Here is a 12921-nt window from a genome sequence, read left to right as displayed (position 1 = left end):
CCCCCGCACCGTGTTGCCCGGGGGCGCGGAGAGCCGCGTCGGCATGCACCCGTACCCGCCGCGGCTGCCGGGTAGGGCTCGTGACGCTCTGCGGGAGGGCCCATGGTCCCTCGCCCCGACGGGACCACAGGCCCTCTCCGCCCCGCTCACCGGGGCCGGTCAGCGGGCTCCGCCTTGCCTCTTCGACCCTGGCCGGCGACACAGCCGACGGGAACCATCAGCAGTGAGAAAGGGCGATCGCCCACCTCGCCTCCGCCCCGGCCCAGGAGATGACGACATGACCGTGACCGTCCAGCACTCTGCCGACCCCAGCCCCCTCGTCACCCGGTCGTGGCGTGGTTTCACCGGCGAGGAGTGGCAGCGACACATCGACGTCCGTTCCTTCATCCAGGCCAACTACACGCCCTACGAGGACGATGCCGCATTCCTCGCCGGTCCCACGGAGCGCACCCGCACCGTGTGGAAGACCGTCACCGCGCTCTTCCCGGAGGAGCGCCGCAAGGGTGTGCTCGACGTGGACACCGCCATGCCGTCCACCATCACCTCCCACGCGCCCGGCTACATCGACCGCGACCTGGAACTGATCGTCGGATTGCAGACCGATGCTCCGCTGAAGCGGGCGATCATGCCCAACGGCGGGCTGCGGATGGTGGACAACGCGCTGCGCGCGTACGGCTTCGAACCGGATCCGTTCGTCACCAAGGTCTTCGGCACGTACCGCAAGACCCACAACGACGGTGTCTTCGACGCCTACACCCCCGAAATGCTGGGTGCCCGCAGGGCCGGCATCATCACCGGCCTGCCAGACGCCTACGGGCGAGGCCGCATCATCGGCGACTACCGCCGCGTCGCGCTGTACGGAACCGCCCGGCTGATCGAGGCCAAGCGAGCCGAGCGGACCCGGATGGATGAGACACCGTCCACGGCCGACGTGATCCGCGACCGCGAGGAACTGGCCGAGCAGATCAGGGCACTGGGCGAGCTGGAACGGATGGCCGTCTCCTACGGCTGCGACGTGTCCCGTCCCGCAGCCACCGCGCACGAGGCCATCCAATGGCTCTACTTCGGCTTCCTCGCCGCCGTGAAGGAGCAGAACGGCGCGGCGATGTCCCTGGGCCGCACCTCCACCTTCCTGGACGTCTACCTTCAGCGTGACCTCGACGAAGGGAAAATCGACGAGAGCCGCGCCCAGGAACTCATCGACGACTTCGTGATCAAGCTGCGGATCGTGCGGTTCCTGCGCACACCGGAGTACGACGCGCTGTTCTCCGGCGACCCCACCTGGGTCACCGAGTCCATCGGCGGCATCGGAGAGGACGGCCGCTCCCTGGTCACCCGCACGTCCTTCCGCCTTCTCCAGACCCTGTACAACCTCGGCCCCGCCCCCGAGCCCAACCTGACCGTGCTGTGGTCCCCCCGGCTGCCGGCGGGCTTCAAGCAGTTCTGCGCCCAGACATCCATCGACACCAGCTCCATCCAGTACGAGTCCGACGACCTCCTTCGCCCCCGCACCGGCGACGACACCGCGATCGCCTGCTGCGTCTCCGCGATGGCGGTGGGCAAGCAGATGCAATTCTTCGGTGCCCGTGTGAATTTGGCCAAGGCGCTGCTGTACGCCATCAACGGCGGCCGCGATGAGATGAACGGCGAGCAGGTCGCCCCGGCGACGGCCCCGCTGACCGGCGAGCAGCTCGACTACGCCGATGTGGCCGACGCGTACGACCGCACGCTGGACTGGCTCGCCGCGACCTACGTCAACGCGCTCAACGTGATCCACTACATGCACGACAAGTACGCCTACGAGCGCATCGAGATGGCCCTGCACGACCACCCGGTGCATCGGACGATGGCCTGTGGCATCGCTGGGCTGTCCGTGGCGGCCGACAGCCTCTCGGCCATCAAGCACGCCCGTGTCAGAGTCATTCGGGATGCCACCGGGCTCGCCGTCGACTACCACGTCGCGGGCGACTACCCGACCTACGGCAACGACGACGACCGCGCCGACCGCATCGCGGTCGACCTGGTCCGCTCCTTCATGGCCAAGGTGCGCCGCCACCCGGCCTATCGGGGGGCCGAGCACACACAGTCGGTGCTCACCATCACCTCCAACGTCGTCTACGGCAAGCACACCGGCAACACCCCCGACGGCCGCCGTGCGGGTACGCCTTTCGCCCCGGGCGCAAACCCGATGAACGGACGTGACCGACACGGGATGGCGGCATCGGCGCTGTCGGTCGCGAAGATCCCGTATGACCAGGCCCGCGACGGCATCTCCCTGACGTCCACCATCACACCGGAGGGCTTGGGGCACGATCCGGCCGAACGTGCGGAACACCTCGTCGGAATCCTCGACGCCTACACCGCCGCAGGCGGTTTCCACATGAACGTCAACGTCCTCGACCGAGCCACCCTCGAGGACGCCATGGAACACCCGGACAACTACCCCGACCTGACCATCCGCGTCTCCGGCTACGCCGTCAACTTCGTCCGCCTCACGCGCGAACAGCAACTCGACGTCATCAACCGCACCTTCCACGGTGCGCGATGACCACGGGCCGCATCCACTCCTGGGACCTGTCCACCGGCGTGGACGGGCCCGGCACCCGGTTCGTTCTCTTCCTCAGCGGCTGTCAGCTGCGCTGCCTGTACTGCGCCAACCCCGACACCTGGCACATGCGCGACGGGCAGCCGGTCACCGTGGACGAAGTGGTGGGGCGCATTGAGCGGTACCGGCAGTTCATCACCTTGGCCGGTGGAGGCGTGACGCTGACCGGAGGGGAGCCTCTGCTCCAGTCCGCCTTCACCGCCGAGGTGTTCCGGCGCTGCAAGGAGCTCGGCCTGCACACCGCACTGGACACCTCCGGTGCCCTCGGCACTCGCGCCGACGACGCGCTCCTGGCCGATACCGACCTGGTCCTGCTCGACATCAAGTCCTTCGACGCCGGCGTCTACCGGCGCCTGACCGGCGGCCACCTTGCACCCACCCTCAACTTCGCCACCCGGCTGAACCGTCTCGGCGTCCCGACCTGGATCCGCTACGTCCTGGTCCCCGGCTGGACCCGACGATCCGGCTGCCATCGATGGGCTGGGCCGCGTCCTCGCGGAACTGGACAACGTCGACCGCGTTGACGTCCTGCCTTTCCACAAACTCGGAACCCACAAGTACGACTCGCTCGGCATCCCCTTCCCGCTCCGCGACAATCCGGTTCCGGACGCCGCACTGGTCGAGCGCGTTCGCGACCAGTTCCGGGCGCACGGCTTGCGGGCACGGTGAACCAGCCGAATGCGCGTCACATGAGACAGCGTCGGCCTGTCCGCGCGCGGGCTCCTGATCCGGCTTGGGACGCGTCACAACCAGCGTTGTACGGTTCCGGCCCAGCTCATTCCGGCGCCGACAGCGGCATGCAGAACGGTGCTCTCCGGGTGGAGGCGGCCTTGCTCCCGTGCCACGTGGAGTGCCATGGGGATCGAGGCCGCGCCCGTGTTGCCGAACGTATCAGCGGTGACGACGAGTTGTGAGGCGGAGATGCCCACTTCAAGACTCAGGGCACGCAGCATACGGGGATTTGCCTGATGCGGAACGACGAGGTCGATCTTGTTCAGGGGCAGACCGGACAGTTGGACGAGTTCTTCGACGATCCTCGGGAAGACATCGTGGAAGTAGGCCGCGACCTTCTTCCCGTTCATGTGAAGGTAGTGCCCGCCTTCAGCCACGGTGTGTCCGGTTGTCGGCCGTGCGCTGCCCCCGGCACGGATCCCCACGATGTCGGCCAGTGCACCATCAGTCCCCTGTGTGCTGCACAGGATCCCCCTTCCTGGGCCTGAAGGGCCTACCACCACTGCTCCGGCACCGTCTGCGAACAGTACGCCCGTGGACCGGTCGGCGGGATTCTGGAACTTGGAGAACGTCTCCGCTCCGACGACCAGCGCGCGTCCATCGGGGTGGGATGCGGCGAGGATGTCGCGCGCCGTCTTCAAGGCGTAGAGGAACCCCGCGCATGCTCCGCCGACATCGGTGGCCCAGGCCCGGTCCGCGCCGAGACGGTGCTGTACCCGACAGGCTGTGGCGACCGCGAGCTGATCCGGTGTGCTCGTTGCTACCAGGATGACATCGATGTCCCGGGGTGACAGGTGAGCATCGGCGAGGGCGTGTTCGGCAGCGGAGACTGCGAGGTCGGACGTGGCCTGGCCGGGTTCCGCATACTGCCGCTGCCGGACACCGGTCATGCGCTCGATCCACTCCGGGTCCACCCCGTACTGGTCGGCGATGTCCGCATTGCTGACTCGGCGCTCCGGGATGTGCACACCCAGCCCCTGGATTCCGAACGCGATGGACGGCGCCTGGGCGCTCACGTCCGGACCTCCTTGGCGTGCGCCTCCTGTACCACGTGCGCACAGTGGGACACGGTCACACCCTGCTCGGCCAGCAGCGAGTCGTCGATGGGCTTGCCGAATTCCTCCTCGGCTCGGACTGCGATCTCCACTACCTGAAGCGAGTCGAGGTCGAGATCTTCGACAAGTCGGGATTCCGAGGAGATTTCATCGACCGGGCAATCGGCGACGGCGGCAATAATGGCCGTGACCCGGTACAGAACGTCAGCAGCTGTAGGCATCTTGGATTCCATCTCGGTGGACTGCGAGGAAAGGACTATCGATGGTGGCGCCGGTCGGGCGCCTGGCGCGGCAGCGTGTGCCGGCAGGGTGTCATCGCTCGGCGTGCGCGCCCGCAGTGATCCTCGGGGCGCGTGTCATGCGACGGTGCTTCGGTCGCCCGCGGTGAGGATCTCCAGGTCGGTGTAGAAGCGACCCGACGGGCGGGGCTGGCCCAGCAGGATGCGGCGCGCGGCGTCGGCGGTGAGGGCGCCGCCCAGGGCGACTCCCGAGGCGAGTTGCGGCCAGCTGCTGAGGGTGATGCCGATCTGGGAGACGGAAGCTGTCAGCTCCGGGCTGATGCGCTCCCGGTCGACCATGGTGAGGATGACATCGACCATTTCCTCGTGGGTGAGGTCCCTCAGGTCGCTGGAGGTCGTCTCGCCGAGAAGGCCGTGCAGCAGGGGCCGGTCGGGTTCGAGGTCGAACCGTTCCACGTCCAGCAAGCCCCGATCGTTTGCGTCCATGACGACCGGGATGCCCAGCGCCCGGGCGTGCTCGCGGGCGGCGATCTTCACGTAGGGGGTGTCGCACTCTTCGACGAGAAGGTCGATGGGGCCCGCGCCGCCGGTGAAGAACTCCTCCATGGTGGCATCGGTCAGACCACCCTGGTAGAGCTCGATGTCCAGCCAGGGGTCGATCTCCAACATCTGCCGGGCTGCGAGCACGCACTTGTTCAGACCAAGATGGTGGACACCCGCACGCAACCGGTTGAGGTTCGAGACGCTGAGGGAGTCGAAGTCGGCCAGCTTGAACGATCCGCCGATGCCCTCCATCGCGAAGGTCAGGGCGGCGCTGCTCCCGACGGAAAGACCGATGACGCCCACGCGGCGTCCCAGCAGCCTGCGCTGCTGCGCGCGGTCGATCCGTCCGCGGTTGCGGTCGGTGCGCACGAGGCGGAACTCCTCGCGGGGCAACAGGTGCACCAGGCGTCCCGACCACGGGTACCAGACCCAGGTCCCGTACTCCTGCGGACTGGTGCCGGCCAGCTGTTCCGCCACGGCCCGCTCCGCCGCGTCCGGCGAGGAACACAGACGCGGCTCACGGCTGGTGACCAGCTCTGTCAGCTGATCCGTGATCGTGTCCATCACCTCGCGGACCTGCCCCGAATCGATCAGGCTTTGCAGGCCGATCCGGTCCTGCTCGCGATCCAGGGTGAAGAGCACAGGCTGCCAGCTCGCGCCGGCATGTCCGTGACTGCTCTCGGCTGCTGCCATGAGGGGGGTGGAGGGTAGGCGCAACTGGTCCTGCGGCGTGTGCCCGACCTGCGATGCAACGCCCAGCCCGGCATGTTGTGCCGGGACGACCGAGGAGGGAAACGCTTCCTCCAACTGCTCGACGAGCCCGGTGAACTCGCCTGCCGAGAACCCGGGGCGGTACAGCATGATCACCACGTCTTCGGTGTAGTGCCCGACGTAGCGGCGCGTTCCTGGGACCGGACGGAAGCCGAATCGCTCGTGGAAACGGTCCTGGCCATCTGCGGTGCCCGAGGTACCGATCATCGCCTTGGCTCCCAGGAAACGCGCGGCTCCCATGGCGAAGGCGTTCAAGTAGATCCCCAGACCCAGCTTGCGCGCTTGGTGCTCCACTACCAGACGGCTGTGCTCAAACGTTTCCGCAACGCCGAGGCCGTGCTCCCGGAGCACATCCTCATAGCGCTCGGCACCCAAATGAGCCCGGGTCTGAAAAAGACCGCCCGTCTCCGGCGTCGAAAGCCGCACGTATCCCAACGGTGGCCCTCCCGCCTCGCGCCTCCCGACGAAGTGCCAGGCGCCGAAGTCCAGATCCTGATCGTCGGCGTAGCCGCCGTCCGGAGTTTGGAAGTCGGGCCGGCGGCCACGGTCGAACAGGATCCTCGCCCTCAGCTCGCGGATCCGCCCGACCAGCTCCGCTTCGCCCGACTCGCCGGTTTCGACCCGGAACGCGGATACGTGCCACGGAACGCCTGTAGTCATGGGAATGCTCTTCACAACCGGTAACCCACTTCGGCTAGCGCTAGATGCTCAACTGTGCTCTGGGGGCGCACGCCCTGCGCACCCGAGATCACAACGAGTGCGCCGTTGATCGGTTGCGCCTCCATCGCCGTGACGGTCGGTAACGGCCCGAAGTTGGCGCCGGGCGGGCCCAGGTCGCGGCGCGGCCCGAGTCGTCATCGAACGGGTGGCTTCTGGACGCCTGTTCTCCACGTCCGGACGGGTGACCGCCGAAGCTTCTGGCGATCGGTCCCGCCAAGGATGGGCCGCGACCGCATTGACGTGCACCGCTACCCGGAGGAGCTCTCATGCCCGACACCGCCACCCCGGTACTGACCCGCAAGATGCACTACATGTTCGCGCTGCTCGACGCCGATCGAGACGGCCTTCTCGGGGCGGATGACCTGACCGCTGTCGCCGACCGGATGGCCGAGGTGTTCCCGGGCCGGCCGGACCGAATCCACACGCTCCGTGACGTCCTGCACCGGCTGTGGGAAGACCACCTGGCACACGTCGACCTCGGGGGCGGCCGCCTCGACCCCGAGGCCTTCGAGCGGGGGATCCGACGCTCGGTCGCCGCCAGTCCTGTCACCCTGCTGGAGACCCTGCATGCGGGGGCTTCGGCTTGGCTCGCTCTCACTGACGTGGACGATGACGGACTGATCGGGCTGGACGAGTACCTGCTGCTCAGTCGGGCGATCGGCGGGGTGCCCGCGCAGCAGATGAAGGAGGCGTTCCAGCGCCTGGATCGTGACGGGGACGGGACACTGGATCCGGCCCAAATTGACGCCGCCGTCGTGGAGTTCTTCACCAGCGACGACCCGAACGCCCCGGGCAACTGGCTCTACGGACCGTTCTGACCGGCCCTCGCACCTCCACCCTCGATCCTGAACAACCGAGACTGCCTCCAAATGGGCTGACCGAGAAACCTGGGCGGGGACCTTCGGCCCCGACGAGGTACCTAGGGCCCCTCTTCTGTCCGGCGCTGGGGTGTCAGCGTGGAGCTGCCCCCAATAGCGGTCGGCGAGGAGGAGCTATGGAAAGCAACAGCAGAGGTCCGGACCTCGGATCGGTCATCGTCGGTGTCGATGGGTCCGAGCCTGCCCGGTGGGCGGCGCTCTGGGCTTCGGACGAGGCTGCGCGGCGCCGTCGCCCCCTGCACATCGTGTACGGGTCCGATGTCGACGGCCGGGTCCTCGAGCTTTCGGACGACGACATGGAACGGGTCCGTGTCGCAGGGCGTGAACTGCTGGACGTTACGGCCGAGATCGTGCAGGCCCGGCATCCCGCGCTCTCGGTCACGAAGGAGTTCAGCCGTAGCGGGCCTGCGATGAGCCTGCGCCGGGCCGCGAGCGACCGCGGGACCCTCGTCGTCGGCAACCGGGGACCGGGCGGATTCAGCTCCTTGACCCTGGGCTCGGTCGGCCTCAAGGTCGCTGCGGACGCTCGTACCCCCGTGATCGTCGTGCGGGGGAGCGAGCACGAGGCCGTGAACGGTGTCGTGCTGGCCGCCGTGCGCGACGAGCGCGATCTCGATTGCGTCCGTCACGCCGCGCGTGAAGCCGAGCTGCGCAAGGCCTCGCTTCGGCTGCTGTACGTACAGGGCGTCCTGCAGTCCGTCGTCTCCGCGGCGGGAGCAGCCGATGGCCAGAACGGGGTCGCCGGCCACCGTGGGCAGAGCTTGAAGGTCGTAGCCGAGCAGATCCGGGCCGAGTGCCCCTCGCTGACGGTCCAGGCGGACGCGGAGAGGAGTGTGTCCGTCGCCGGGGTGCTGGTGGAGGCCTCCCGCCATGCCGATCTGCTGGTCATGGGTGGGCGCCGTTCGCCCGGCTACCTCGGGCGCACCCTGGGGCGCGTGACGCACAGCCTGCTGCACCATGCGTACTGCCCCGTCGAACTGATCCCGCGGCACGCCGACGAGCCCAGGAGCGAGGCGTCATGACGACCACCGAGATGGCCACCACCGAAGCCGGCGAGATTCTCGTCCGCATCGACCCGGCGGAAAACTGGTACGCGAGCCTGGCTCGGGCGGCAGCCGAGGCCGAGAAGCGCGGGCTGGGGCTTCGCCTCGTCCTCACCACGGCCCCTCAACAAGATCTGCCCCCTGCCACCGAGAGCCGAAGTGCCACGACCGGCCAGTGCCCCTCAGAGGCGGAACGGTGGGGCGAGGAAGACGTCCGCCGTGAAGAACGAGACACAGGCGGAACGCAGTAGCGCCAGGCAGACGCCGAGCCCGGCCGGTGGACATCACCCGGCCGGGCTCGGCGCGCATGGGTTGCTCCCAGGTCTGTGGTCAGCCACGGACGGTCAGGGCAACCCGGCACACGTGATCGCTTCAAGCGTGGGGTACGACCGCGACCGGGGCTGTGGCGTGGTGGAGGACAGCGTGGACGACCGGGCCGAGATGGGCGCCGATGGCGGAGCGGCGTATCCGCCGGCCGACGACGACCAGTGAGGCGTCTGCCGAGGCTTCGACGAGCTGGTTGGCGGGTTGCCCCACCGAGCAGTCCACTTCGACACGGACTTCGGGGTACTTGTCGCGCCAGGGCCGCAGTTCGTCGGCGAGCGCAGTCGCCATGGAGGTCGCCATGCCGTCCCGTACCTCGGGCGCGAGGAGCGCCGGGTCGAACGCGAAGGCGGGCGGCATGCTCCAGCGGTGGATCACACGCAGTGGGGCCCGGCGTACGGCCGCCGCGTCGAAGGCGTGGTCGAGGAGCTCGGTAGACGGGTAGGAGAGGTCCAGCCCGAGCACGACAGGCCGGTCGTTGTCCTTCCGTGGTGCGTCACCATCAGATGCGGGCAGGCAGTCGGCGTCCAGCCAGGCGCCCGGCCGCACGACCACGACCGGGCGCTTGGCCTGGGCGAGCACGGCCTGGGAGACGGATCCGACGAGGAATCCTGTCATCGCCCCCAGTCCGCGCGAGCCGAGTACCAGTACCTCGGCCTCCTGCGCGGCAGCGACCAGGACGGTCAGCGGCCGCCCGTCCACCTGCTCCTTGGTGATCTCCAGGTCGGGGTGCCGCTCGGTCAACTGCAGCGCGACCTCCCGGGGGATGCGCTCACCCCAGTACTGGGGTGACGGGGTGGCCTCGGTCTGCGACGCGTATCCGTAGGACGGGATCCACTCCTCCATGGCGTGCAACAGCTTGAGGGGGAGCCGGCGCCGCCGGGCTTCCCGGGCGGCCCACTCGGCGGCGGCAAGAGATGCAGGGGATCCGTCGATTCCCGCAATGACCGTACGTGACATGGTGTTTCCTCCGGAGCCTATGGGGCGAGTACCGTCGTCCGTCGTCGGCGGTGTGTGTCCCACCCTTCCCTTCCGTACCGCGGGGGAGCGATGGTCCAGGAGACCCGGGGAACGGGCCGAACGTCCCTCGTCGCCCGGCCGGACCGTGGCTGTGCCGGACACGGACGTGCGCGGTGCCCACACCAGTCACTGAGCACCTGGTACGCGAAGCGGCCCGCGTCCCTCACAGAGGGAACGCGGGCAACGGCGATGCGGAGCGCTGTGAATGGTCAGTCGTGGGGGATGACGGCCACCGGCGTCCGGCAGTGGTGCAGGACCGCACGGGTCACACCTCCGGTGTGGGGACCGAGCCGGAATTGGCGGTTGCGGCGGCCCATGACGAGGAGGTCGGCCGTGTGGGAAGCCTCCACCAACCTTCGCGCGGGGTGGCCGGGGCGGATCTCCCCTGTGACGCGCAGGCCGGGGTACGCATGCCGCCACTGCTCGATCACCTGCGTCAGGTCTCGTGCGGTCCTCGCGTCCGCAGCTCCGGGCGCCATGGCCGAAGCGGTCAGTGCCGCATCGCTGCCGAGCCCTCGCTGGGTATGCGGGCTGTGTACGACGCGCAGGGGTACACCGAGCCGGTGGGCCCGGGAGAAGGCGTGGTCCAGAACTTCGTCGCACGGGTGCGAGAGGTCCAGGCCGAGGACGATGCCGCCGTTCGGGATCGGAGCGCGGCCCGGAACCAGGACGACAGGATGCCGGGTACGGGCGACCACGGACAGGGCCACCGAACCGGACACGAACCCGGCGACCCCGCCCAGACCGCGGGAACCGAGCACCAACAGCTCGGACTCCTCGGCGGCCCCGCACAGAACGGTGGCCGGCTCGCCGCACAGCTCCTGCGCGACCACGTCCAGGCCCGGATGCGTGCGCCGTATCCGCTCGGCCGTGGAGCGCGGGTCCGCGTCGTACGGCTCCTGCCTGGTGCGAGAGCCGATGAGCGGTGAATGGACGTCCGGTTCCAGGCCCCACACGTGCACGAGGCGAAGGGCGAGACCGCGTCGGCGCGCTTCGTCCGCGGCCCAGGCGACGGAGGCCAGGCTCTCGCGAGATCCGTCGAGCCCGACGGTGATCGCCCGGGACCGGCGGACCCCGAGATCGGGTGGAGAGGTTGGCACAGGGTGGAACACGGAAGGACCTCCGGTCTGAAACGGCGAGCCGTGCTGTTGGGAGAGGCGAGCCACAGCTCAGGCGAAGACGGCCTTGAGGGCCCGCAGCGCCGTCAACGGGTCGGACAGCGCGTGGTAGACGGCCGGAACCTCCTTGTCGACGCCCAGCAGTTCGTACACCGCGTGCATCGCCCCGCGGACGGAGTACTCGACGGTGAAGACGACGTCTTCGGGGATCTCGGTGAACTGCCCGAGGAAGGCGAAGTTTGTCGACCCGGAGGGGACCACCAGCGGCCGGTCGTGGATGTCACGGCGCTCGAACTGGCTGGTGATGTAAGGCATCATCACCGTCGTGACGGCAGTGGTGGCGCACACCTCGTCGGCGATGTCGTCGAAGCCGAGGTGCCCGAGCAGTTCGACGAGGATCTCCTGTCCCGTGGCCTCCGACATCTTCTTGCCGGTCAACTCGCCCGGTTCGTCCACGAACAGCCCGTACCCCCAAAGGGTGAAGACGTCCTCGGGCTGGCCGGCGAAGTGCGGCTGGTGGGGCACGACCACCGACATCAACCACCGGGAGTCCTTGAACGTCATCAGCGCCCCGGTGCCGGGGGCATTGCCGGAGAACTCCTCGATCCGCTTGAGCAGTGCCGGGCTGCGCATCGTCAGGGTGAACGACTCCCACTTGGCCTCGTCGACGTTGCCGTTGAAGGCTCCGGGCCGACCGAAGTCCGGGGCCTTGCGGGCCAGCGTCTCCCACAGGTTCCAGGCCCCGTCGCGCTTGTCGCGGACCAGCTCGGGGACGATGTCGTCGCCTCCGTAGCGGGCGTCCGCGGTCATGGAGCCGATGGTGATGAACGCGTAGTCCTGCGGCCCGATTCCGTACGATCCCGCTGTGCCGTCCCGTTCGAAGAGGATGCGCTCGGCCCGACGCTCGCCGGCCTCGCCGACGGCGAACTCCACGTCGGTGACTCGGATTCCGTGCTCGATGCGGACTCCCTGCCGTTCCAGCCACGCCTGTACCGGCAGAACGATCGAGTCGTACTGGTTCAGCCGCGTGCGTCGTACTCCGGCGAGGGTGTGGATACGGGGGAGTTCCTGGAGGAAGCGCAGGAAGTAGCGCTTGAGCTCGATGGCGCTGTGCCAGTTCTGGAAGGCGAAGGTGGTGCGCCACATCGCCCAGAAGTTGGTGGTGAAGAAGTGCTCGGAGAAGAAGTCCTCGATCCGGCGCGCGCCGATGACGGACTCGGGCAAGGCGAGCAGGCGTGCCATCTCCACCCGATCGGCAGTGGTGAAGCCCAGCTCTGAGGCGTCGAGGATTCGGCCGGAGGCGTCGATGAGCCGGGCGTTGGCGTGGGTGAGCCAGCGGGCGTTGAACTCCTCGGTCTCCTGCAGGACGGACACGTTGTCGTTGCCGAGCGTGGGGATCGCCGCCAGGAGGTTCCACAGGCAGACGTAGGCTTCGTCCTCCAGCATCCGGCCACCCCGGGCGACGTAGCCGGTGTCCGGTGCGCCACTGCCGTCGAGTGCGCCGCCGGTCTGCGGCAGTTCCTCGAGGATGCGGATGTTCTCGCCGGGCATCCCCGCGTCCCGTACGAGGAAGACCGCCGCGGCCAGCGAGGCGATGCCTCCGCCGACCAGATAGGCGTGGGAGTTCTGGGTTTCGTTCGTCATGGCCATGCCCTTCGAAGGGCGAGGTGCCTCCCCGCCACTCCGTCCAGTCAACTCCCGCGCCAGCACGTCCCACAGGAGCCGAGGGGCCTGGTCGCCTGGTCCGTAGGTCCCTCCGGTGCTGCTGGAGATCTCGTATCCGGGGGACGTACACGTGCCCCGCCTTGCGATGAGTCGCGTGTCGGCAGCCGGTCCCTCACCGGGGCAGCTCCGGCCAGCTCTCCCTGGCCAA

General features: G+C 68.5%; 10 protein-coding genes and 1 pseudogene. 5 read left to right on the top strand and 6 right to left on the bottom strand.

The genetic code is table 11. From position 1 onward, the window contains the following. The first annotated feature begins 277 nt into the window (after positions 1 to 277). Both pflB and pflA read left to right on the top strand, forming a co-directional pair. Complete coding sequence (gene pflB / locus ACIQK6_RS07265; RefSeq protein ID WP_402694455.1) at positions 278 to 2548, top strand: formate C-acetyltransferase; 2271 nt, start codon at positions 278 to 280, stop codon at positions 2546 to 2548. Continuing rightward, positions 2545 to 3274 (top strand): annotated as a pseudogene (pflA, locus tag ACIQK6_RS07260) (pyruvate formate-lyase-activating protein). The gene pflB and the pseudogene pflA overlap by 4 nt, the downstream one beginning before the upstream one ends. Positions 3275 to 3348: 74 nt before the next feature. On the opposite strand, the gene ACIQK6_RS07255 reads toward pflA, so the two are convergent. The 3 genes from ACIQK6_RS07255 to ACIQK6_RS07245 form a co-directional block, all read right to left on the bottom strand. Beyond that, entirely contained in the window at positions 3349 to 4353 is a 1005-nt protein-coding gene (locus tag ACIQK6_RS07255; RefSeq protein WP_329096467.1) for a ketoacyl-ACP synthase III, read from the bottom strand. Further along, the gene (locus ACIQK6_RS07250; protein WP_329096465.1) at positions 4350 to 4625 is read right to left on the bottom strand and encodes a phosphopantetheine-binding protein; all 276 of its coding nucleotides are present in this window, start codon (positions 4623 to 4625) and stop codon (positions 4350 to 4352) included. The genes ACIQK6_RS07255 and ACIQK6_RS07250 overlap by 4 nt, the downstream gene beginning before the upstream one ends. Before the next feature lie 123 nt (positions 4626 to 4748). Beyond that, entirely contained in the window at positions 4749 to 6620 is a 1872-nt protein-coding gene (locus ACIQK6_RS07245; protein ID WP_402694454.1) for a ThiF family adenylyltransferase, read from the bottom strand. 311 nt (positions 6621 to 6931) lie between these two features. Here ACIQK6_RS07245 and ACIQK6_RS07240 point away from each other — a divergent pair, with 311 nt between their 5' ends. From ACIQK6_RS07240 to ACIQK6_RS07230, 3 genes are all read left to right on the top strand, one after another. After that, on the top strand, positions 6932 to 7483 hold the full coding sequence (locus ACIQK6_RS07240; RefSeq protein ID WP_329096461.1) for a hypothetical protein: 552 nt from the start codon (positions 6932 to 6934) through the stop codon (positions 7481 to 7483). A 176-nt stretch (positions 7484 to 7659) separates the two neighbouring features. Next, positions 7660 to 8565 carry a universal stress protein gene (locus ACIQK6_RS07235; RefSeq protein ID WP_329096459.1) on the top strand — a complete coding sequence of 302 codons (906 nt, stop codon included), beginning with the start codon at positions 7660 to 7662 and terminating at the stop codon, positions 8563 to 8565. After that, a complete protein-coding gene (locus ACIQK6_RS07230) occupies positions 8562 to 8837 on the top strand; it encodes a hypothetical protein (RefSeq protein ID WP_266607101.1) in 276 nt (91 codons plus the stop codon). Before ACIQK6_RS07235 ends, ACIQK6_RS07230 begins: the two co-directional genes overlap by 4 nt. A 121-nt stretch (positions 8838 to 8958) precedes the next feature. Here ACIQK6_RS07230 and ACIQK6_RS07225 read toward each other — a convergent pair whose 3' ends face one another. The 3 genes from ACIQK6_RS07225 to ACIQK6_RS07215 form a co-directional block, all read right to left on the bottom strand. Then, entirely contained in the window at positions 8959 to 9870 is a 912-nt protein-coding gene (locus ACIQK6_RS07225) for a universal stress protein (RefSeq protein ID WP_329096456.1), read from the bottom strand. Between the two features lie 269 nt (positions 9871 to 10139). Continuing rightward, positions 10140 to 11030: a universal stress protein gene (locus ACIQK6_RS07220; RefSeq protein ID WP_402694453.1), complete on the bottom strand. Its 891-nt coding sequence runs from the start codon at positions 11028 to 11030 to the stop codon at positions 10140 to 10142. A gap of 69 nt (positions 11031 to 11099) precedes the next feature. Then, complete coding sequence (locus ACIQK6_RS07215) at positions 11100 to 12692, bottom strand: oleate hydratase (RefSeq protein WP_329096452.1); 1593 nt, start codon at positions 12690 to 12692, stop codon at positions 11100 to 11102. Positions 12693 to 12921: the final 229 nt, after the last annotated feature.

The organism is Streptomyces sp. NPDC091682 (assembly GCF_044756625.1).
Classification (GTDB): Bacteria; Actinomycetota; Actinomycetes; order Streptomycetales; family Streptomycetaceae; genus Streptomyces.
This window is presented reverse-complemented; position numbering and strand designations above follow the sequence as displayed.

Bases quoted from the DNA above. Each gene is read 5' to 3' on its own strand.
- pflB (WP_402694455.1), top strand. From the start codon at position 278: ATGACCGTGACCGTCCAGCACTCTGCCGACCCCAGCCCCCTCGTCACC.
- ACIQK6_RS07250 (WP_329096465.1), bottom strand. From the start codon at position 4,625: ATGGAATCCAAGATGCCTACAGCTGCTGACGTTCTGTACCGGGTCACG.
- ACIQK6_RS07240 (WP_329096461.1), top strand. From the start codon at position 6,932: ATGCCCGACACCGCCACCCCGGTACTGACCCGCAAGATGCACTACATG.
- ACIQK6_RS07235 (WP_329096459.1), top strand. From the start codon at position 7,660: ATGGAAAGCAACAGCAGAGGTCCGGACCTCGGATCGGTCATCGTCGGT.
- ACIQK6_RS07230 (WP_266607101.1), top strand. From the start codon at position 8,562: ATGACGACCACCGAGATGGCCACCACCGAAGCCGGCGAGATTCTCGTC.
- ACIQK6_RS07225 (WP_329096456.1), bottom strand. From the start codon at position 9,870: ATGTCACGTACGGTCATTGCGGGAATCGACGGATCCCCTGCATCTCTT.
- ACIQK6_RS07215 (WP_329096452.1), bottom strand. From the start codon at position 12,692: ATGACGAACGAAACCCAGAACTCCCACGCCTATCTGGTCGGCGGAGGC.